The organism is Rhizobium sp. BK591 (genome assembly GCF_014195045.1).
Taxonomy (GTDB): domain Bacteria; phylum Pseudomonadota; class Alphaproteobacteria; order Rhizobiales; family Rhizobiaceae; genus Rhizobium; species Rhizobium anhuiense.
Map to the genome: position 1 here is coordinate 977,805 of NZ_JACIAZ010000001.1, position 18,194 is coordinate 995,998.

Genomic DNA, 18,194 nt, shown 5'->3' on the forward strand with positions numbered 1-18,194 from the left:
CAGGCTTGGCCTCGCTTCGGCGGGGCCTTTTTCTTGAATCCTTTCTGGGGATCGATGTCGGCCGCCGTCCGGCCCTATCGGGAATATTCCTGCGCAGTGCGAGATTTAGCCTTTCCGGCCGGCTGCAACGGGCGTATTCAGCCAGTGCGCGGCTTTCCATGTCCGCGCGCCTCCGCGCGACAGCTCTCCGATCGGCTTCCTTCCCGTTTCCCTGCCGCGTCATCCGGAATTTTCATTGGCAGATCGATGACCACGGCAGAGACGAGCGAGAACGGGCAAGAGGCGGCGAGCAGCCGCCAGGCGAAAATCGTGGCGCTGGTCGTTGCCGTTTCCTTCTTCATGCAGATCCTCGACGGCACGATCGTCACCACCTCGCTGCCGCAGATGGCGGCAAGCTTCGGCGTGCAGCCGGTGTCGATGAGCATCGGCATCACCGTCTACATGCTGACGATGGCCGCTTTCATTCCGCTGTCGGGCTGGCTCGGCGATCGGTTCGGCGCGCGCCGTATCTTCCTGATGTCGATTGCCGTTTTTACCGGCGCCTCGCTGTTCTGCGGGCTCTCCGGCAGCCTTGCGGAATTCGTGCTGTGGCGCGCCGTCCAGGGGGCGGGCAGTGCGCTGATGACGCCGGTCGGGCGCATCATCGTGCTCAAGAATGCCCGCAAGTCGGAACTGGTGCAGGCGATCGCGCTGATCACCTGGCCGGCGCTGACGGCGCCGGTGATCGGCCCGGTGCTCGGCGGCTTCATCACCACCTATGCCAGTTGGCACTGGAACTTCCTCATCAACATCCCGATCGGCATTCTCGGCATGGCGCTGGTGCTACGCTTCGTGCCGGAGCAGCGCGAGAGCAATCCCGGCCGGCTGGATCTGATGGGCTTCGTCCTCAGCGCTGCGGGACTGACCTTCCTGCTTGCCGCGTTGGAGCTTTCGGTCAAATGGGACGGCGGTCTCTTGCCGATCATTTCAATGCTGGCGGCGGGCATCGTGCTTTCGGTCATGGCGACTCGGCATTTTCTCGCCGTCGACAATCCACTGCTCGACCTTTCGGCCTTCCGCATCCAGACCTTTTCGATGTCGACGCTGTCGGCGGGCACGGCCTGCCGGATGGCCATCAATGCGACGCCGTTCCTGCTGCCTCTGCTGTTCCAGCTCGGCTTCGGACTGAGCTCGATTGCCGCCGGCACCTATCTGCTCGTCTATTTCCTCGGCAATTTCAGCATGAAGGCGGTGACGACGCCGCTGCTGCGGTTCTTCGGCTTCCGCACCGTGCTCGGGGTCAATGGGTTGATCGCGGCGCTTTCGATTGTCGGCTGCGGCTTCCTTTCGCCGGCGACGCCGCCGTTTTTCATCCATGCGCTACTTTTTCTCGCCGGCCTGTCGCGGTCGATGGAATTCACCGCGCTGAACACGCTGGCTTTTGCCGATATCGGCCCGGCGCAGCGAAGCTCGGCCTCGACGCTGTCGAGCATGCTGCAGCAGGTGTCGATGCTGCTCGGCGTGGCTGTGGCGGCGGCCGTGCTCAATATCGCCTCGGCCCTCAGGGGCGCCGACAATCCCGTTCTTGCCGATTTTCGCTGGGCTTTCGTCGTGGTCGGCGCGATCGGCATCGTCTCGTCGCTACGCTTCCTGCAATTGCCGGTGGAGGCGGGGGCCGAAGTATCCGGCCATCGGAAATTCCAGAAAAATTAGCTTGGCCTGCGGAACCAATCGGGCCGCTCGGCGTTTATGGATCTTACTTCAGGGTTCTCGTTCCCAACCTCTTTCATCGGCTTCCATGGGATCTTCCCCAGGCCATGGTCATGATCTGAAAATGCCGGCTGCCCGACATCCTTCTTCCGCGTCGCCTGCGACAAGAGCGAGGGATAACCGCTGTTTACCCCAGGCGGTCAATGCAATACGACATTGCCATGCGGACGACTCGGACGCTTGCGGGCGTTCGTCGCTCAGAGAGAACGCCGGGAGACGGAATGAGCAATTCTAGCGGCGATGCGGATGCCCTGATCCACATCCTCTATATCGACGACGACGAGGAGCTTGCCCTGCTGATGCAGAAGAACCTGCTCCGGCGCGGCTTTTCGGTGGAGTGGGCTGAGAATGGCGCTGCCGGCCTTGCGAGACTCGGCGAAGGCGGCATCGATGCCGTCGTGCTCGATCATGTCCTGGCTGACGAGACCGGCCTCGACATTTTGCCTTGCATTGCGGCGATGCCGGATCATCCGCCGGTCATCTATGCGACGGGTTCGGACGATACCAGCATCGCGGTTGCGGCGCTGAAGGCCGGCGCCGATGACTACATGCTCAAGGAGATCTCAGCCGATTATTTCGACCTGCTGGCCGCTGCCCTCGAACAGGCGCTGGAGCGGGCGCGTTTTCGCCGCGAAACGGCGCAGGCGCAGGAGGTGATCCGCCAGCAGCGCGACCTTGCCGAGATGCTGCTTACCGAAGTCAACCACCGTATCGCCAACAGCCTCGGCCTCGTCGGCGCGCTGATCCGCATGCAGTCTTCGATGACCAAGGACCAGGTGGCGATCGATGCGCTGCATGAAACGCAGATGCGCATCAACGCCATCGCCAGCGTGCACCGCCGGCTCTACACCAACCGGCAGATCGGCTCGGTGCAGCTTGACGAATATCTGAACAGCCTGCTCACCGAACTTGAAGCCTCGATGCGCGACGACAAGCGGCCACACCGCATCGTGCTTACTGCTGAGCCGGTCAACCTGGCGACCGACAAGGTGATCACGCTTGGGCTGATCGTCAGCGAGCTTGTCACCAATGCCTTCAAATATGCCTATCCGGATAGCGTGCCGGGCGAGATCCGCGTCCTCGTCGACCAAACGGACGAGATATTGCGCGTCATCGTCGAGGATGACGGCGCCGGTTTCGACCCGTCGAGCCCGGCCAGAGGAACCGGCCTCGGCACGCGCATTCTGACGGCCATGGCCGCGAGTTTGAAATCGGATTTCGCTTATGATCCCGGGCATGACGGCACCAAGGCGACATTGGTGTTTTCGTTGCATGAGGGGAAGTAGTGTTTGTGCAGCCTAAAGGCTTGCCGGCCGATCTTTTCTTGAAAGGTTGCGCGCCCCTGAAGCATCGCCCGAGCTCCAGAGCGCGATGATCTGTTTACGGTCGACCCGCAGCGGGCACGGGAAGAAGTCTGCCCGCAGCAGCCAGATCGTGCCGGACACGATCTTCCGGTCGGATAGCCGTAAGCTATGCTATATCCGACACCTGTTGCCAAAGCCTGCTTTCTTTCGCTGCGCTCGGACGGCCTGTGCGGGACGTGACTCCTATCCATGCCTCTGCGCAACGATCGCTTTCAAAGCATACAGATATTACGTGATGCTACAGGCGCCGCTGCGACCCAGCTGCTAGTATTCCGGCTCCGACGCCTCCTCCTGGGCGATTGCTGGATGCGTGAATGGCAAAGCGTAGTGTGGCTCTTTTTCTTCTTCTAACGAGTTGCGGGCATCCGGGCGGCGTGATGACACCCGTTTCAATTTCATCGACGCCGCCAACATCAAGGGTCGACATGCTGGTTGCGACCACGCGCGAGCCTTCCGGAAGCCCGGCCACACTCTTCAACGGCGAGCGCAGTTCCAAGCCACATCTGACCCAGATCTCCATTTCAATCCCGGCAAAGCGTGAAGCCGGCACGGTTCAGTGGCCTAAACGCCTTCCCCCCGATCCCGCCACCGACTTTGCCGTGACGAACGTTCAGCAAATCGACACCGTCGCGCAAGGGCGCGTCTGGTTCCGACAGCACGTGAACGGCGGGCATGCACTCGTCTTCATTCATGGCTTCAACAACACCTATGAGGATTCTGTCTTCCGGCTGGCGCAGATCGTGCACGACAGCAAGATGCAGGCGACGCCCGTCCTGTTCACCTGGCCGTCACGAGCGGAAATCACTGCCTACCAGTACGACAAGGAAAGTACGAACTATTCGCGCACGGCGCTGGAGCAGGCGCTTCGCACGCTGGCGGCCGATCCCAACGTCAAGGACATCACCGTCATGGCCCACTCTATGGGGACCTGGCTTGCCATGGAATCCCTGCGGCAGATGGGGATACGCGACGGTCACGTTAATTCGAAAATCCACAATGTCATCCTGGCCTCGCCTGACATCGACATTCAGGTCTTCGCCAAACAATATGTGGAGATGGGCGAACCGCGCCCGAAATTCACGATCTTCGTCTCCCAGGATGACAAGGCTCTTGCAGTCTCCAGCTTTCTCACCGGACGTGTATCCCGTCTCGGTGCGATCAACCCTGCTGAAGAGCCCTACCGCTCGAAACTGGAAAAGGCCGGCATCACCGCCATCGACCTGACGAAGGTGAAGACCAACGACAAGCTCAATCACGGCAAATTTGCGGAAAGTCCCGAGATTGTCCAACTCATCGGCCAGCGCCTTATGACCGGCCAGACCCTTACCGATTCCAAGGTCACGCTGGGCCAGGGCATTACAGCTGTCGTCGGCGGCACGGTGGCAAATATCGGCACTGTAGCGGCCACCGCCGTCGCGGCGCCGGTTGCGATCATCGAGCAGCCCGTCACGCGGAGGAGGCCGCCACGATCCGCCAACGAGACGCTCGACGGCGACCTGAAACAACAAACGCTGACGCAATGAGGAGTCTCAGGTTGAAATGGCTGCTTTCCTTCACCGCCGCCTTTTTCTTCGCATTGAGCGCTTTGGCGCAAACGCCACCGGTAAGCCCTCAGCAGAAGGTCGACGAACTCGTGCGCTTGCTGCAGGATCCCGAGGTGAAAGTCTGGCTCGATAGCCGCAAGCAGGAGAGCGGATCCGCGCCATCCGTTTCACCGGCCGGCCATTCGGCCTTGGCCAGGTGGGAGGCCGGCGTGCGGGGGCGTGTGAACGCGATTCTGGCCGCGATCCCGGCGATTCCGGCAGAGGTGACGGCGGCGGCAACGAGAGCAAGGCGCGAAGCTGCCGACAGAGGCTATGCGCCGGTATTCGTCATATTCGGCGGTCTGGTCGCCTTTGGTCTCGCCGCCGAGGCGGTGTATCGCAGGTTTGCCGCACGTCGCGAGGCATTGTTTGGCCGGCTTATCCCAGTCGGCATATTCGCCGGCGCGATGGGCATCGTCTTTTTCGCAGTCGAATGGCCGCCGCTCGCGCGAGTGACGCTCCTTGCCTATCTCTCGGCTTTCATCCTGTTTCGATTGGCGGCTGCACTCCTGTCCGCGGTAGCGATGGGCTCGTCGCTGCGGATGAGGCTATTGATCCTGTTCGGGCTCATCAGCTTTGCGAGCGCGACAGCAGCCGTCGGCGAGCCGCTCGGCGTTTCCCCTGAAGCCAGCGACGCAATCAGCTACTGCTTCTCCGTGATTGGGCTGCTTTTTGCCATCGAGTCCGTGTGGTCGATCTGGGAAGGAAGCCGCGCCTGGAAGGCGGCGCTAACGGCTTTCCTCGTCGTCCTGTGGCTCGTCTGGTGCCTCAATATGAAGGGCCTGTTCTGGATCGGCATCTACGCGCTGATATTGCCGGCGGTCCTGAATGCCGTCGGCCGCATGGCGCTGTCCTTCACCAGCGATCCCGGCAGCCTGCGCGGTATCCTGGTCGCCCGCGGTGCGCGCGCCGCAGTTATCGCGCTCGCCGTGGGATGGCTGGCGCTTGTCTGGCGTCTCAATCCAGACACGCTGGGTCGGCGCGACCCGATGATCGCGGCTCTGTTTTACGGCGGCTTGAAGAGCGTCCTGATCCTCGTGGTCGCCGACCTTCTTTGGCAAGTGGCGCGGGGTTGGATCGATCGAACGCTGCGTGTATCGACCAGCACGACATCGCTTGCGCCGGCCGACGCAGCCCGACGCGCGCGGTTTCGGACACTTCTCCCGATCCTTCGCAATGCATTGGCCGTTGCTGTCGCGGTCATGGCGGGGCTGATCGTGCTGGCGCAATTGGGTGTGCAGATCGGACCGCTGATCGCCGGAGCGGGCATCTTCGGGGTCGCCATCGGTTTCGGCTCGCAGACTTTGGTCAAAGACGTGATCAACGGTGTCTTCTACATGCTCGACGACGCCTTCCGTGTGGGTGAATACATCCAGGCCAAGGACTACAAGGGGACGGTGGAGAGCTTCAGCCTGCGCTCGGTGCGTTTGCGCCATCATCGCGGCCCGGTGTTCACGGTGCCGTTCAGCGAATTGGGTGCCGTCGAGAACATGAGCCGGGACTGGGTGATCGACAAGTTCAGGATCACCGTCGGATTCGATACCGACATAGACAAGGCGCGCAAGCTGACCAAGAAGGTCGGAGCCGATCTGATGGAAGATCCGGAACTCGGCCAGCACTTCATCGAGCCGCTGAAAATGAAGGGCGTCGAGCAGTTCGGCGACTACGGCATCGTGTTGAGCTTCGCCATGACCACGGTTCCGGGCATGCAGACTTATATCCGTCGCAAAGCCTATGCCAAGATTCGCGAGTTGTTCCTGGCCAACGGCATCGCATTCGCGCAGCCAACGGTGCAAGTCGGAGGCGACGACAAGGGTGGCGGCGCGGCGGCCGCTCAAGCGATCCTTGCGCAGCAGGCGGCAAAATCGGCGACGCCGGCGAAGTGACCTCGCCGGCCACGGCAGATGAAAGGATACTCCAACACGTTCAATCGTCGCATTGTGCTTTCCGAAAATCGATTCCGATTTTCGGGCCGATGCGCTAAGGTTTCAGATCATAGGCCTGCTGAGACGCACGAAGCTCCACCAGCGTCTTGCCGACGCAGCTGCCGCCGCCGGCGCCGCCGATCGCCTTTGCCTGTCCATCGAGCGTGATCGTGCCGGCGATCCGGTCGGATGCGACATAGGTCGCCACGCCGTCTTGCGAGACACGCGATATGTAAAAGGCATGGTAGGTTTCGTTGTACTTGCAATGGATGACCAACGGAAACTGAGAGAAGGGATCATCCTCGGCATGGACGGCGTGCAGTGGAAAAGCTGCGACCAGAGTCGGCGCGGCGACCAGGCCCGCAAGAGCTCTTCTGGCCAATGCGATCGATTTTCGGCGGGACGCATGTGTCATGGTTCAATCCTCTATCGTAGCCTGCAGCGCCGCGCGTATCGTCAGATTCGCAAAGACCGCTGTCACACTCTGCATTGCTAAATCGTCAAGGCGACGAGCGCATCGCGATCGAGAAGCCGTACAATCCGTTGTGATTTGCCGGCAAGACGAAGGATGCGTTTCTCCCGGAGCTTCGTAAAAGAGCGGGCAACCGTTTCGACCGTCAGCCCGAGATAGTCGGCAATATCGCTGCGAGACATCATCATATCGAATTCCGGATCCTCGGGATGGCGGTCGGCCATCTCCTGAACGAAGGCTGCAAGGCGCTTCAAGGCGCTTTGCTCGCTGATGATGAGTTGTTTGCATTGCGCCTTTGCCAGGTTCGTCAGGGCAATGTGCAAAAGATCGATGGGGACGACCGCGTCCTGATTGGTGCGAAACGGCCTTACGCGCGTTTCGCAAATGGCCTCTGCAAAATCGGTCCGGACATTCCCGTTTTCGAGCCCGAACCATTCGCCCTTGCCGCAGAAGGATAGGATATGCCGCTGGCCGCTCGACGTCAGGCGGTAAATCCGCACGGCGCCTGCTTCGACCTGGTAGATGGCAAGGGCATATTCGCCTTCGCTGTAGATCGTTTCGTCGGCGCTGAGTTTGATCGACTGATCTTTGGCCGTCGCGGAAACCGTTCCATGGTGGTGGCCGGGAACCGTTGTGTATTTTCCGATCGCGTGACCCTGGAACATGTGCGTCGTCCCCCATCCGCGTTCAGCATAAGCAATCGCTGCGTGCCTCGGTATTCGAGATACCCCTTACGTATTGCTACGGAAGCACGCGACCGCCGATGGGTGTATAATGCTTCCACCCCTTGAGAGTGATACGGCGGTATCGCGGGAGGTCTAGATGGCACCGGAAGAGGGAGGGGGCAGCCAGGCACGTCAAGATACCGAAAGCGTTCGCGCGCAGCTTGATCGTATACTCGCAAGCCCGGAATTTCTTGCGCCTGAACGCGGGCGCCGCTTCCTGCAATATATTGTGGAAGAGACGCTTGAAGGCCACGCCGGACAGCTCAAGGCTTTTACGATTGCACAGGCCGTGTTCGGCCGCGATGCCTCCTTCGATGCACAGAACGATCCGGTTGTCCGTATCGAAGCCGGGCGGATCCGTCGCGCCCTTGAACGATACTATCTCGTCTGCGGAAGCAGCGACCCGATACAAATCACCATTCCCAAAGGGGGCTATGCTCCACATTTTTCAAGCGATGAAGACACCTCGAACGTCGAGGCCGCCGATGCGCCAAATCGGGAGAACAGGCACCGCCATCCCGGGCATCAGCGATCGATGCGATATCGCGATCTTCTCCTGCCGATCGGCATTCCCGCGCTCTTCGGCGCAATGGCGGTACTCGCCCTCATCCGCCCGCTCGAATCCTACCTGTCGCCGCCGAAAACGCCGCCGGCTGCCGTCTCGACGTTGAAAAGCAAAACCAGGATTGTTGTCGAACCCTTCGCAGCCCTCGGCGGTACTGCGCGCGGCGCGGATTTTGCCAAGGGGCTGGCCGATCAGCTGATCGCCAAGCTCATGAAAGTGGACAACCTCGTCGTGCTTGCTCCCGATCGATCCGGGATGGAGACGACCGGCTCGCTGTTCAATCTGCAGGGAAGCATCCTTGTCGAGGGCACAGTCCTGCATCTGCATGTCCGCCTGATCAACGGCGCCGACGGCACGGTCGTCTGGGCAAATCAATATGATCGCGAGTTGCGCGATCAAACCATTCTCGATGTCGAGGACGAAATTGCCGCTCAAATCGTTATGGAAATTTCAAGCAACCAGAAACTGAGCGGCGCAGATCCGATTCCATAGCCGCATAGCAAGCGACCGCCTTCCCATCGCCGGCGGGACCGTCCACCCGGATCGTTCGTGCCATTATCCTCCCGATGGCAGGTCGACGGCCACCCCTGCGGCGCGCAGGCCGGCAAAGAACCTTTCCTGATCCGCCGGGCGCTGCAAGCGCAGCGAAACCTCCTGGCGGATGTTCGTCATCAATGCCGGCGCGTGGGACTGGAGCCAATCCTGCTCCAACTTGGCGTCCTCCATCTTCCCCGCGGCTCCGAGAATGGACAGCAAGGCAAGGCGGCGCATGGGGTTGCCGTCGAGATCCGATATTCGCGACCATTGTTCTGCCGCTTCGATATCGCCTCTCATAAATGCGCACATCGCCATACCCGCCTCGTAATAGCCACTGGGGCCGGCATTTTTGTCAAGCGCGATCGCTATCAACTCGCAACCCGATTGCCATTTGCCCGACATCGCCAATCGCAAGCCGTACTCGCCCGCAACTTCCACATCGTCGGGATCTGCGCCATAGGCCGCCGTCCCGGCCGCCAGCGCCTTGTCGATATCTCCACGGAAGAAGTTCACCAGCATAACGGCGCGAAGCACGCGGGGATTATCCGGCGCCAGCGATTCCGCCCGCTGCGCCGAAGCCGTTGCCAATTCGAGGGGCTTGGCCGAAGATGGTGTGCCGAGCCTGTAGCGAAATCTGATTTCGTCAAGATAGACCAGGGACAAGAGCGCCCATGACGTCGCATTATCGGGGGTGCGCCGGATAGCCTGTTGCAGGCACTCGCGCACCGCGCCATGACTTTGCGAAGTCATCGCCTGGAGATAGCTATAGTAGGCCGGGATACAGGCACGGGCATCCTGGTCTGCCTTCTGCGCCGCCTGCGCGATCATGGCTGTTTCGGCCTGAAAGATGGCGCCGTGGGGCTGCGCTATCGCACCGGCGATTTGCCGGGCAACATTTGTTTGAATCCAGAGCTTGTTCTGAGCGCGAAGATCGGCATCGAAATTATTGGCCCAGATGACGGCCCCGTCTGCCCGACGCACCAGCCTGGCAACGGAGCGCAACCGGCTTCCATCCGTCTGGACGTTGCCCTGAAGCGCGTAGTCGGCAGCAGCGGCATGATCACCCGGCGGCGGATCGGCGACCACGACGATGTCTTCGAGCTGGGCAAGCTGGCCGATAACATCGTCTCTCAGGCCGCGGGCGATATCCGAATTGGAATCGACGGAGTTGCTCTCTGCAAAAACCTCGACAGCTACCGTCGGCGGGGAGGTATGTTTATGCGTCGGCAATGGTCTGATCGGGGCACTTCCCGCCACAAGAAATGCCGATGCAAGGGCGAGAAGAAGAAGAATGGCCAGCAGACCGGTTCCGAGACCACGAGCAATCGGCGGCGGACGGCGCGCCTCATGAGGTGAATGATCTTGATCAGCAAATTCTCCGATCCGCGGATTTTCCGGGTCTTTTTCGGGCCGAGCCGGCATTGGCGCGTCGCGGGTATATTCGAAATGCGGCACGTATCCGCCTTTCGGCACCGTAATAATGACGTCATCCGCCTGGCCTGCGACGAGATAATAACGTTCCAGGGCCTTTCGTATTCGGCCCGCCTCGATCCTGACGACTGGATCATTCTGCGGGTCGAATGACGCTTCCCGACCAAAAACCATATTTGCGATGGTAAATGCCTTCAGGAAACCTGATCGACCAGCGAGCGTCTCGCTGACAACAAATTCCAAAAAATTTCGCCCGCGCTTCGGCGCGTGAAATTCTTCACTTGCGAGAATTCGCTCGACTTGCCGGCAGATTTCCTCAGCCGTCGGTCCAAGACTGCTGAATACATCGATCTTTGTTGCGTTTCTCATGATCGCCCCTACGACAAGATCACGCAATTATATAAGCGTCTTCTAAAGCATCATATCTGAGGAGCGTCCAGTTGCAAGCACCGCTTTTCGAATTATCGCGCGCAGGCTGGCCAGGTGTTGGCCGGTGAGATCCGTCCGGTTTCGGTCGACTGCTCGACCGCGTCGATGGCGATGGCCATGCGCATGAGCTCTGCAAGATTGCGAGCTCCCATCTTGGCCATGACATTGGCGCGGTGGACCTCCACCGTGCGCGAGCTGATGCCGAGATGATAGGCGATCATCTTGTTCTGCAGACCATCGAGCACGCCGATCAGAACCTGATGTTCGCGGTCCGTGAGCTGACGAACTCGTGCCGCGACGCTTTCGGAATCGGCGATTGCGCTGCCTGGACGCCTTTGTCCCATTGCCAGATTGATCGCCGCGATCAGTGCTTCCTCCCTGAGAGGCTTTTCGAGGAAATCCGACGCTCCCGCCTTCATCGCCTGAACGGCTGCAGCGATATCGCCCTGGCCGGTAATGACGATCGCCGGAACGTCTACGCCGAACCGGCGCAGACGTTGGAGCAATTCGATGCCGTTGACATCAGGCATGCGCAGATCCGTCACAAGGCAGTTTCGGCCCGAAAGCGGCAGAATATCCAGAAATGCTTTTGCGCAACTATGTGCTCGCACGGCAAACCCTGCCGATACCAGCAAGAATGTCAAAGATCGTCTCAATACCTCCTCGTCATCGACGAGATGGATCGTAAGGTCGTTCGCCATCGACTTCTGTCTCCACCAGCGGAAGCGAGAACGAGAAGACTGAACCATTCTCTGTTCTTCTACGCGCGCTTATTCGGCCTCCATGCGCCTCGACAATGCGCTTGGACAATGCCAAGCCCATGCCAAGGCCATGCGGCTTGCCGGTCACGAAAGGACGAAACAACGACTCTTCCATTTCGGCTGCAATCCCGCAGCCATTGTCGGACACGTCGACAATGACATACGAGGAATTGTCTTTTGTCCGGATCGTAATCAAGGGCTGCTCGACACACTCGGTCGCCTCCAAGGCGTTGCGAACGAGGTTCGTGAGCACTTGCACGATCTGAACGCGGTTTCCAAGGATGGTGTTCTTCACTGCTTCGAGCCGAAAGTCGGTGTGAAGGTCTTTTCGCCGCGACCCAATGAGTGCGAGCCTTGTCGCCCTATGGATCAATTCGTGCATCGTTTCCGGTTTCCTCTCGGAAGCGCCACGCTCGACGAATTCTCTCACGTTCTGGACGATACTTCCTGCCCAGAGCGCCTGCTGCGTAATTTCCAGCAGCGCTTCGTGAAGCTCTTCACCGCGCCGGCGACGCTTGCCCATGACAAGGCGCCCGCACCCCTCTGAATAGGCCGCGATAGACGACAGCGGCTGGGAAAGCTCATGGGCAAGAGTGGACGCCATCTCCCCCAGCTCAGTCATTCTTGCAAGCCGGGCAATCTCTTGCTGCAGCTCCTGAACTTGCTGCAAGGTCTGGCGTTCGGTTCGAAAGTCCTCAAAAATCGCCGCAGTGAAGACGCCTTTTTCATCATCCTTCCTGATAATGGTAAGTGCGGTCGGAAATTGAACTCCGCTCTTGGTGATCGCCAGACCGGCACGCACCGCCCCGTGGTCTGCCCAGCGCCCATTCAATCGAACATTCGGCGTCGGATGCCAGACGAGGCCGATCTTTCGACCCATCAATTCACGCTCTTCATAACCGAACATGGCAACCGCAGCCTTGTTGCAGCCGGAAATTCTATGGCGGCCATCGATAAAAAACACGGCGTCCGGCATGTGTTCGTGGAGTTGCCGGATCCAGTCCATCCGCAGCCCGTCGTTTCCTTCGCGCAAGGCGCGCACCGGCTCGTGAGACACCACCTGCGACGTCCCGGATCGGACTTGTCCTGCGACGACTGCGACGGTGGAACTGGCTTCGGCGACGACGCGCGGCGGCGCCATCTTGATGGACATGATGGTCTCCTCCGTCCATTGAGAAGTCTTGGCCCATGGACCGTCTTTCCTCCAGAATGAGGTCACAATACCACCATTGGGCGGGTAATCCGTGTAGTATCGCGTAGCCTCTATTGGTCTTGCTCCGCGAACCTTCGGCGCAAACCCATAGCGCGTCGTCCGACTTCGTCGCCATTGATCCGGCTCAATGCCTCCGTCTCATTGTTCCACTATGGTGAGAAACAGCGGGCAAGTGGCCGGGCCGCCCGTGGGCGGGCGAGCCGCAAGGAATATCGGCGATCGAGCGATGGCCAAAGCTCGTCGGATCTATTTCCGCAGACAAGACCCACACTTGCCGGCTGATCGCCGGTCAGGCCAAAACCTGCCGGTTGGATGATTGGTGTGCCGGAATGACAACCTCGTGTCCGGTTGACCCGGTGGATCGTCGGGAGGGTTTGGTAATGTGGCGATTGCCAGTCGAAGCTCCATTCGAACAGGATATAGAGCTCGCCGTCATCGACGACGAAGGCGTGCATGCCCTGGTTTTCCCCTGCCAGCGTCTCCCCGACGGCTGGATCAATGCGGTGACCGGCGACGCGCTCGACATTCATCCCACCCATTGGCGCCTATGGCAAATCCATCGCTGCGATGTTCCGGGTCTTCAATGACCTCTCGCCCCAAAGCGGCGGAAGGACCGCAACATACTGTGCCGTGGATTGTCTGCGATCAATGACACGACCGATCGGGCCGAAATAGTCTGCTTTTCGAAGGACGGCCGACGCGGCCGCGATCTGGAAAGCCGGAAGGAGGACCACATGCGTGGTTTCGGGGTTCACTCGGAGGTCGGGAAATTGAGAACCGTCATGGTTTGCAGACCGTCGTTGGCTCATCAGCGACTGACACCTGCTAACTGCCATGATCTGCTTTTTGACGATGTCCTATGGGTACATGAGGCTCAGAGGGATCATTTTGATTTTGTGCTGAAGATGCAGGAACGGGGCGTTGAAGTTCTCGAGCTCCACGACTTGCTTGGCCAGGCGCTTGCCAACAAACAGGCGCGCGATTTCGTATTGGACAGGCGCATTACTCCGAATGTCCTCGGCTCGCAGATCGCCGAGGCGATGCGACCGTGGCTTGACGAAATGCCGCCCACGCAGCTTGCCGCATTCATGATCGGCGGCATCGCAATCTCCGACCTGCCTGAGGTCAAGGCGAAGTCGCTGATGCTCAGCGCCTTGCCGGAGACGGATTTCGTCATCCCGCCCATTCCGAACACCCTGTTCCAGCGCGACCCCTCTTGCTGGATCTACGGCGGCGTGACCTGCAACCCGATGTTCTGGCCGGCAAGACGCGCCGAAACGCTGATCCAGCGTGCGATCTACAAGTTTCATCCGATCTTCCTCGGCGGTGATTTCCAGATCTGGTGGGGCGATTCAGACAATCAGTTCGCCAACGCCTCGATGGAGGGAGGCGACGTCATGCCGATCGGCAACGGCACCGTCCTGATCGGCATGGGCGAGCGTACGACCTATCAGGCCGTCGGTCAGGTGGCGCAGGCGCTGTTCAGGAGCAAGGCCGCGAAGAGGGTGATCGGCTGCCTGATGCCGAAGAGCCGCGCGGCAATGCACCTGGATACCGTTTTCAGCTTTTGCGATCGCGATGTCGTCACGCTGTTTGCCGAGGTCGTCGACCAGGTCCGCTGCTACAGCATGTATCCGAAAGACGACGACGGCACGTTCGAGATTCATCCTGAAACTCGACCAATGCTCGATGTCGTCAGCGAGGCGCTCGACTTGCCGCGATTGCGCACCGTCGAAACCGGCGGCAATTCCTACCAGGCCGAGCGCGAACAATGGGATGACGGCAACAATGTCGTCGCGCTCGAGCCCGGCGTCGTCGTCGCCTACGACCGCAACACCTACACGAATACGCTTCTGCGGAAGGCGGGGATCGAGGTCGTCACCATTCGCGGCGCCGAACTCGGCCGTGGCCGCGGTGGCGGGCACTGCATGACATGTCCCATCTGGCGCGACCCTGCTTACTGACGTTTCCATCCACGAAACAGGCTGACGGAGCAAGACCATGAGCTTCAATCTGCGCAATCGATCGCTTCTGACCGTGCAGGACTATACACCGCGGGAATTCCGTTACCTCCTCGATCTCGCCCGCGATCTGAAGCGGGCCAAATATGCCCGCACCGAGCAGGAACACCTGAAAGGCAAGGAGATCTGCCTGATTTTCGAGAAAACCTCGACGCGAACGAGGTGCGCCTTCGAAGTCGCCTGCTCGGATCAGGGCGCCAACGTCACCTATCTCGATCCGTCCGGCTCGCAGATCGGGCATAAGGAATCCTTCAAGGATACGGCGCGAGTGCTCGGCCGCATGTATGATGCCATCGAATATCGCGGCTCGGCGCAGAAGGGCGTTGAGACGCTGGCACGTTATGCCGGGGTGCCGGTCTATAACGGCCTGACGGACGAATATCATCCGACACAGATGATTGCCGACGTCATGACCATGCGCGAACATAGCGACAAACCGGTCGCCCAGATCAAATATGCCTATGTCGGCGACACCCGCTCGAACATGGGGCATTCGCTGTTGATCGTCGGCTGCCTGCTCGGCATGGACGTGCGTATCTGCGGCCCGAGATCGCTGTGGCCTTCGGAAGAATATATGAAGATCGCCAGGGATCTTCAGCAGGCCTCGGGCGCTCGCCTGCTGGTCACCGAAGATCCGAAGGAGGCGGTCAAAGACGTCGATTTCATCCATACGGACGTCTGGGTCTCGATGGGCGAGCCGAAGGAGGTCTGGCGCGAACGCATCAAGCTGCTCACGCCCTATCAGGTCAATCAGGAACTGATGAAGGCGACCGGCAATCCGCAGACCAAGTTCATGCACTGCCTGCCGGCATTCCACGACACCGAAACCACGCTCGGCAAACAGATCGCCGAAGATTACGGCATGGACAATGGACTTGAAGTCACCAACGACGTCTTCGAGTCCGAGGCCAATGTCGCCTTCGAGCAGGCGGAGAACCGTCTGCACACGATCAAGGCCCTGCTTGTCGCGACCCTGGGAGATTGACATGCGTGTGGTGATTGCGCTTGGCGGCAATGCGCTTCTGCGGCGTGGGGAAGCCATGACCGCCGATACCCAGAGACGGAACGCGCGCGTCGCGGCTGAGGCGATCGCGCCATTGGCGGCCGAACATGAGATCGTCGTCACCCACGGCAACGGGCCGCAGGTGGGGCTGCTTGCGCTGCAGGGGGCGGCCTACAAACCCGAGGAAGCCTATCCGCTCGATGTTCTCGGCGCCGAGACCGAGGGCATGATCGGTTACATGCTGGAACAGGAACTCGGCAATCTCTTGCCGTTCGAGCAACCTTTGGCCACGCTGCTGACCATGGTGGAGGTCGATGCCGCCGATCCGGGCTTCCAGAACCCCACGAAGTTCGTCGGCCCCGTCTATGAGAAAGCCGAGGCTGACCGGATCGCCAAGGAAAAGGGCTGGGTTTTCAAGCAGGATGGCGAAAAATGGCGGCGTGTCGTCGCCTCGCCGGCGCCCAAACGCATCTTCGAGATCCGCCCGGTCCGATGGCTGCTGGAACAGCGCACCATCGTCATCTGTGCGGGTGGCGGCGGCATTCCGACAATGTACGAAAAGGGCCACGACCGGAAGCTGATCGGTGTCGAAGCGGTGATCGACAAGGATCTGTGCTCGGAGCTGCTGGCGCGCGAGCTCCGAGCCGATCTCCTGATCATGGCGACGGATGCCGAGGCCGTCTACACCGATTGGGGCAAGCCGTCCCAGAAGGCGATCCATCAGGCCCGTCCCGACGATTTCAAGCAGTTTTCCTTCCCGGCCGGGTCGATGGGCCCGAAGATCGATGCCGCCTGCCATTTTGCGCGGGCCGGTGGCAAGACCGCGGCCATCGGATCGCTTGCCGACATTGCGGGAATGGTGCGCGGCGAACGCGGAACGATCATCAATGAAAATTTTGCCGGCCTGAGCTGGCACAGCTGACCGCCCGATCTTTCAAGCAAACTTATCCTGAGAGGGCAGGGGGCGCGATACCGCGCCCCCTGCTGCCGTCTCCTTGTCTGTGGCGCCAGTCGCATTTCGTTTTTGCCAGACATAGACCGGGATGCCGAGCATCAACAGCACGAGGCCGTATAGCACCGGTTCGGCGCCGGAGCCGTAGAGGGTGAAGATTGCAAAGACGAAGGCGATGATCTCGATTGCGCTCACCCGTGGCATTCGCCCATGGGCGGCACCAGCAACGAGGGTTCCGGCAAGCGAGCAGAAGGCATAGGGAATGACGGCGGCCATGGTGCTCAGACCGACCATGAGCCGGTAGGCCGCCGCGAAACCTTCGGAGCCGATCGCCTGGACAAGAACCAAAAGCGTTGCGAACGAGGCTGAGATGATCATGCCCCATGCCGGCACGCCGCGCGCGGAGAGCCGCGCAAAAAGCGGCGGAAACAGCCCGTCCCGGGCAGCAGCCATCGGGACTTGCCCCATCAGCAGAGTCCAGCCGTTGAGAGCGCCGATCGAGGAGAGCAGCACGGCAATCGAGATCGCCAGCTCGCCGGGCCGTCCCCACATGATCCCCGCGGCCTGGGAGAATGGCGCAACCGAGCGAACGAGCTGTTCGCGCGGCAGGAGGCCCATCACGACAATGGTGCCCAGGACATAGAGGGCGGCGGCGATCGAGATCCCAAGCACGGTCGAACGGGGGATGGTGCGCTCGGCATTCTCGACATCGCCTGCAGGCACGGTCGCCGATTCCAGCCCCAGATAGGCAAACATCGTCAGCGGCGCCAGCGTTGCGACCGACTGCAGCAGCGATTGTCCGCTCGGATTGAATTCGGAGAAATGCGAGGTGTCGATGAAGAGAAGGCCGATGATGGCGACGGCGCCGAAGGGAAGCAGCTTGGCATAGGTGGTGACCTGCGCGAAGACACCCGCCGCATGGACGCCGCGAAGATTGACGAGCACGATCGCCCAGATCACGCCAAGCGTCAGCACGGTCGCGGCGAAGCGGTTGCCGAGAGCAGGGAAGAGATCGACCATGACGCCGGCAAAGGCAATGGCGATGACCGGCAGCGACGTCCAGATGGAAATCCAGTAGCCCCAGGCAATCAGGAAGCCGGCGAAATCGCCATAGGCGAGCCTCGTATATGCATAGGGGCCGCCGACAGCGGGCACGAGGCGCGCCAGGCGCGCAAAGGTGAGGCCGAGGCAGATCGCGCCGGCGCCCATGACGATCCAGACGATAATCGCAAGGTTGCCATAGGGCGCGACTGCGGCCGGCGAAAGATAAAAGCCCGACCCCACCATGTTTCCCACCACGATGGCGGTGCAGGCAGCAAGTCCGAGGCTCTTGCCATTTGGCGACGTTGTCATGGTCCCCTCCCGATAAACATCCTTTCCGACGCCGATATCGCCTCGGACATCTGTTCCCGGACGCAATCTTCCTCCCAAAGAACAGATGCCGCAATCCGGTTCAATGCGTAG

15 protein-coding genes are annotated in these 18,194 nt (G+C 60.4%); 9 read left to right on the forward strand and 6 right to left on the reverse strand.

Annotated features, from left to right (window positions below; translation table 11 throughout):
* The first annotated feature begins 246 nt into the window (after positions 1-246).
* The 4 genes from FHX10_RS04740 to FHX10_RS04755 all read left to right on the forward strand — a co-directional run bounded on the left by FHX10_RS04740 (position 247) and on the right by FHX10_RS04755 (position 6,582).
* Positions 247-1,692 (forward strand): MFS transporter, encoded by a 1,446-nt coding sequence (locus tag FHX10_RS04740; RefSeq protein WP_063475099.1) that lies wholly within the window; start codon positions 247-249, stop codon positions 1,690-1,692.
* 278 nt (positions 1,693-1,970) lie between these two features.
* Positions 1,971-3,035 (forward strand): sensor histidine kinase, encoded by a 1,065-nt coding sequence (locus FHX10_RS04745; RefSeq protein WP_063475098.1) that lies wholly within the window; start codon positions 1,971-1,973, stop codon positions 3,033-3,035.
* A 392-nt stretch (positions 3,036-3,427) separates the two neighbouring features.
* Positions 3,428-4,636, forward strand: coding sequence for an alpha/beta hydrolase (locus FHX10_RS04750; protein ID WP_028757833.1), 1,209 nt, complete (start codon positions 3,428-3,430; stop codon positions 4,634-4,636).
* An 11-nt stretch (positions 4,637-4,647) separates the two neighbouring features.
* Entirely contained in the window at positions 4,648-6,582 is a 1,935-nt protein-coding gene (locus FHX10_RS04755; protein WP_063475097.1) for a mechanosensitive ion channel family protein, read from the forward strand.
* A 94-nt stretch (positions 6,583-6,676) separates the two neighbouring features.
* On the opposite strand, the gene FHX10_RS04760 is transcribed toward FHX10_RS04755, so the two are convergent.
* Positions 6,677-7,036 carry a hypothetical protein gene (locus tag FHX10_RS04760; RefSeq protein ID WP_028757835.1) on the reverse strand — a complete coding sequence of 120 codons (360 nt, stop codon included), beginning with the start codon at positions 7,034-7,036 and terminating at the stop codon, positions 6,677-6,679.
* Positions 7,037-7,113: 77 nt separating this feature from the next.
* Positions 7,114-7,758, reverse strand: a complete 645-nt coding sequence (locus tag FHX10_RS04765) for a helix-turn-helix domain-containing protein (RefSeq protein ID WP_028757836.1) — start codon at positions 7,756-7,758, stop codon at positions 7,114-7,116.
* A 157-nt stretch (positions 7,759-7,915) separates the two neighbouring features.
* Between FHX10_RS04765 and FHX10_RS04770 the strand changes: the two genes are divergently transcribed.
* Positions 7,916-8,875: a membrane protein gene (locus FHX10_RS04770; RefSeq protein ID WP_028755965.1), complete on the forward strand. Its 960-nt coding sequence runs from the start codon at positions 7,916-7,918 to the stop codon at positions 8,873-8,875.
* A gap of 63 nt (positions 8,876-8,938) precedes the next feature.
* On the opposite strand, the gene FHX10_RS04775 is transcribed toward FHX10_RS04770, so the two are convergent.
* From FHX10_RS04775 to FHX10_RS04785, 3 genes are all read right to left on the reverse strand, one after another.
* A complete protein-coding gene (locus FHX10_RS04775) occupies positions 8,939-10,720 on the reverse strand; it encodes a membrane protein (protein WP_028755966.1) in 1,782 nt (593 codons plus the stop codon).
* Between the two features lie 92 nt (positions 10,721-10,812).
* A complete protein-coding gene (locus tag FHX10_RS04780) occupies positions 10,813-11,481 on the reverse strand; it encodes a response regulator transcription factor (protein ID WP_028755967.1) in 669 nt (222 codons plus the stop codon).
* On the reverse strand, positions 11,447-12,694 hold the full coding sequence (locus FHX10_RS04785) for a two-component system sensor histidine kinase NtrB (protein ID WP_063475096.1): 1,248 nt from the start codon (positions 12,692-12,694) through the stop codon (positions 11,447-11,449). The genes FHX10_RS04780 and FHX10_RS04785 overlap by 35 nt, the downstream gene beginning before the upstream one ends.
* A gap of 440 nt (positions 12,695-13,134) precedes the next feature.
* Between FHX10_RS04785 and FHX10_RS04790 the strand changes: the two genes are divergently transcribed.
* The 4 genes from FHX10_RS04790 to arcC all read left to right on the forward strand — a co-directional run bounded on the left by FHX10_RS04790 (position 13,135) and on the right by arcC (position 16,700).
* Positions 13,135-13,341 carry a hypothetical protein gene (locus FHX10_RS04790; RefSeq protein ID WP_028755968.1) on the forward strand — a complete coding sequence of 69 codons (207 nt, stop codon included), beginning with the start codon at positions 13,135-13,137 and terminating at the stop codon, positions 13,339-13,341.
* A gap of 147 nt (positions 13,342-13,488) precedes the next feature.
* The gene (arcA, locus tag FHX10_RS04795) at positions 13,489-14,718 is read left to right on the forward strand and encodes an arginine deiminase (protein WP_184389110.1); all 1,230 of its coding nucleotides are present in this window, start codon (positions 13,489-13,491) and stop codon (positions 14,716-14,718) included.
* A 37-nt stretch (positions 14,719-14,755) separates the two neighbouring features.
* Entirely contained in the window at positions 14,756-15,760 is a 1,005-nt protein-coding gene (locus FHX10_RS04800; protein ID WP_028755964.1) for an ornithine carbamoyltransferase, read from the forward strand.
* 1 nt (position 15,761) lies between these two features.
* Positions 15,762-16,700 carry a carbamate kinase gene (arcC, locus tag FHX10_RS04805; protein ID WP_028755963.1) on the forward strand — a complete coding sequence of 313 codons (939 nt, stop codon included), beginning with the start codon at positions 15,762-15,764 and terminating at the stop codon, positions 16,698-16,700.
* A 12-nt stretch (positions 16,701-16,712) separates the two neighbouring features.
* Here the strand turns inward: arcC and FHX10_RS04810 are convergent, their stop codons facing one another.
* Positions 16,713-18,083, reverse strand: a complete 1,371-nt coding sequence (locus FHX10_RS04810) for an amino acid permease (protein ID WP_028755962.1) — start codon at positions 18,081-18,083, stop codon at positions 16,713-16,715.
* Positions 18,084-18,194 lie beyond the last annotated feature (111 nt).

Bases quoted from the DNA above. Each gene is read 5' to 3' on its own strand.
- FHX10_RS04740 (WP_063475099.1), top strand. From the start codon at position 247: ATGACCACGGCAGAGACGAGCGAGAACGGGCAAGAGGCGGCGAGCAGC.
- FHX10_RS04745 (WP_063475098.1), top strand. From the start codon at position 1,971: ATGAGCAATTCTAGCGGCGATGCGGATGCCCTGATCCACATCCTCTAT.
- FHX10_RS04750 (WP_028757833.1), top strand. From the start codon at position 3,428: ATGGCAAAGCGTAGTGTGGCTCTTTTTCTTCTTCTAACGAGTTGCGGG.
- FHX10_RS04760 (WP_028757835.1), bottom strand. From the start codon at position 7,036: ATGACACATGCGTCCCGCCGAAAATCGATCGCATTGGCCAGAAGAGCT.
- FHX10_RS04765 (WP_028757836.1), bottom strand. From the start codon at position 7,758: ATGTTCCAGGGTCACGCGATCGGAAAATACACAACGGTTCCCGGCCAC.
- FHX10_RS04770 (WP_028755965.1), top strand. From the start codon at position 7,916: ATGGCACCGGAAGAGGGAGGGGGCAGCCAGGCACGTCAAGATACCGAA.
- FHX10_RS04775 (WP_028755966.1), bottom strand. From the start codon at position 10,720: ATGAGAAACGCAACAAAGATCGATGTATTCAGCAGTCTTGGACCGACG.
- FHX10_RS04780 (WP_028755967.1), bottom strand. From the start codon at position 11,481: ATGGCGAACGACCTTACGATCCATCTCGTCGATGACGAGGAGGTATTG.
- FHX10_RS04785 (WP_063475096.1), bottom strand. From the start codon at position 12,694: ATGTCCATCAAGATGGCGCCGCCGCGCGTCGTCGCCGAAGCCAGTTCC.
- FHX10_RS04790 (WP_028755968.1), top strand. From the start codon at position 13,135: ATGTGGCGATTGCCAGTCGAAGCTCCATTCGAACAGGATATAGAGCTC.
- arcA (WP_184389110.1), top strand. From the start codon at position 13,489: ATGCGTGGTTTCGGGGTTCACTCGGAGGTCGGGAAATTGAGAACCGTC.
- FHX10_RS04800 (WP_028755964.1), top strand. From the start codon at position 14,756: ATGAGCTTCAATCTGCGCAATCGATCGCTTCTGACCGTGCAGGACTAT.
- arcC (WP_028755963.1), top strand. From the start codon at position 15,762: ATGCGTGTGGTGATTGCGCTTGGCGGCAATGCGCTTCTGCGGCGTGGG.
- FHX10_RS04810 (WP_028755962.1), bottom strand. From the start codon at position 18,083: ATGACAACGTCGCCAAATGGCAAGAGCCTCGGACTTGCTGCCTGCACC.